At 52.4% G+C, this 2,154-nt stretch carries 2 protein-coding genes and 1 pseudogene; 1 reads left to right on the forward strand and 2 read right to left on the reverse strand.

Annotation, left to right across the window (positions count from 1 at the left end; translation table 11 throughout):
* The first annotated feature begins 232 nt into the window (after nucleotides 1-232).
* Entirely contained in the window at nucleotides 233-571 is a 339-nt protein-coding gene (locus tag LOM8899_RS22910) for a hypothetical protein (protein WP_093994518.1), read from the forward strand.
* 264 nt (nucleotides 572-835) lie between these two features.
* On the opposite strand, the pseudogene LOM8899_RS22915 reads toward LOM8899_RS22910, so the two are convergent.
* Nucleotides 836-1,585: pseudogene (locus tag LOM8899_RS22915) on the reverse strand (IS5 family transposase).
* Between the two features lie 86 nt (nucleotides 1,586-1,671).
* A complete protein-coding gene (locus tag LOM8899_RS23560) occupies nucleotides 1,672-1,845 on the reverse strand; it encodes a hypothetical protein (protein WP_168770646.1) in 174 nt (57 codons plus the stop codon).
* Between the last annotated feature and the right edge of the window lie 309 nt (nucleotides 1,846-2,154).

Here is a 2,154-nt window from a genome sequence, read left to right on the forward strand (position 1 = left end):
CTTGGTCATCGGGGTCTCCGTGTGGTTCGTGGTTGAAGCGTCGAAACCCCACCTCGATCATACACCTCGATGGCCACCTCGCCCTACACCGGAAGCGCCGATGAAATTACAACACGTCCTCGGACGCTACCCCTTTGCGATGAGTTTCTCATACCGGCTGTCCCAAAGTACGGGTTGATTGTTGTTCCTACATTAGAAACAACTACGGCAACTTGCTGAACATTGTAGAAAAATGAACGTGATTGTTGACACTTGGGATGAGCTGGAAGAACAGTTAGCCACACTTGTGATTCAGAGAAATATGCCTCTCAACACCGCTATCATGTTTGTTTGCCGTGAACACGTGGGTTATCCGGTCAAAGCGATGCTTCTTGCGACTATTTCGTTCGTGACGCACATTGAGTCAACTGACGGAGGGAAACGAAAATCCAGACAGAACTTGTCATTACAACGCCACAAAACAGCGCTTGCACTGGCAGCTGACGTATCTGCCTTGAACGATCATAGAAATACCTGCGGTGACCTAATCGACTTCTGGGAGGTCTCTTGCGATGGTTTCTTTTCGAGCTAGAGCGGAGGCGATAACATGTCAAACTTGGCTTTCTCAAGTGAAACACAATATACGGCCCATTGCCCAGTCAAGAACGCACTTTTCGTGAATCAGGCGTGTTCACTTAGGTTTAGACCCCATTGATTTCAGCAGAAGGAGATGGTCCAGAGCATGAAAGCAGAGCGTTGAGCATGCCTCAAGGTTTCCTGTTTAGCATTGCGCAGATGGCGCAACTTGAGTCCTGCTTTGCGAAGTCTGAGTTGCCCCTAGAGTCAGGACTCATAGTCAATAAATGACGGTTAATGCGAGTGCGATGGCCGAGAGGAAGACTTCTAGGCATCGGTCGTATCTGGTTGCCATGCGCCGCCAGTCCTTGAGCTTGCCGAACATGATCTCAATGCGGTTGCGCCGTTTGTTGCGGTGCTTGTCGTATTTCATGGTCTTCGTGCGCTGTTTTCGACTAGGAATACAGGCGCGTATCCCTTTGTCTTTCAACGCTTCTCGGGACTAGTCAGCGTCGTTACCGCGATCCCGAGCAGCTAGTCGACCATTGGCAAGCCGCGAAGCAACGCCCGCGCACCGGCTTAGTCGCTAACCTGACCGGCCATGACGACCACGTTGAGCGGGCGTCTCTGGGAATCACAGATGGCGTGCAGATTGGTGTTCATGCCGCCATTGGTTCGCCCGATCACCGACCGGGCCCCACTTTTTGACGCCCGAACTGGTCGCCGTGCGATGGGCCTCCAAGTAGGTGGCGTCGATCATCACGGTCATCTTCTCGCCGTGTTCAGCGGCAAGACCCGCCATCATCCGGGCGAAGATACCCTTACCGCTTTAGCGCTTCCAACGGTAGTAGAGAGTCTTGTGCGCTCCAAAGGCGGTCGGGGCGTCGCGTAACCGTAAGCCATTTAGATTTATGAAGACAATACCACTCTAAACAAGCCTGCCGTCAACGCGTGGCTTGCCGTGAGACTTTGGAAAGTGGGGTTGAATACGCCTCGCCTGCGCACTTGTCAGCCAGAAACGATCAGACATGTTCACCGCTCGTTTTCGAATGTGAATCTCGCCGCCAAGCGGGAATCAAATGGTCCTGACCCTAGGGCGCAAGTACAGAATGTCTCTCATTCTAGCGCGCGGCCAATTGCTAAGTTGACCGCTGCTCTATTTGCTATTTCAGCAACGGCAGTTCGTCGTGTTTGTTCAATCATACCACATAGCTCGCCCAAGTCGTACTTTTTCGAATATGCGTGTAGATCCGCCAAAACTCCCAACAACCATTGATGGTCTTCAGTCATCTCGTTCCCCTATTCTGCGAGGACAGGTGACCCAAAAATGGTTAAGGTAACCTTAATCGATCGGTATAGCACTCGCTGCAGTTGCGGATCTGCCAAGTTGATTTGTCTCGGATGAATAGCCGCTTGACACGGCAATTTATAGTCCGATGATCCCTAGGGTCAGGGCCCATTAATCGGCTTGAGGCCGCCCGGCCTGCGTGAGTCAAGCTCCCGAACTGACGGGGGTGATGATGAGCAACCTTTTCTGACTGACCGACGAGCAGATTGAGCGGTTGAAGCCGTTCTTTCCGAAGAGCCATGGCAAGCCGC

Source organism: Flavimaricola marinus (assembly GCF_900184895.1).
Taxonomy (GTDB): Bacteria; Pseudomonadota; Alphaproteobacteria; order Rhodobacterales; family Rhodobacteraceae; genus Flavimaricola; species Flavimaricola marinus.

Bases quoted from the DNA above. Each gene is read 5' to 3' on its own strand.
- LOM8899_RS22910 (WP_093994518.1), top strand. From the start codon at position 233: ATGAACGTGATTGTTGACACTTGGGATGAGCTGGAAGAACAGTTAGCC.
- LOM8899_RS23560 (WP_168770646.1), bottom strand. From the start codon at position 1,845: ATGACTGAAGACCATCAATGGTTGTTGGGAGTTTTGGCGGATCTACAC.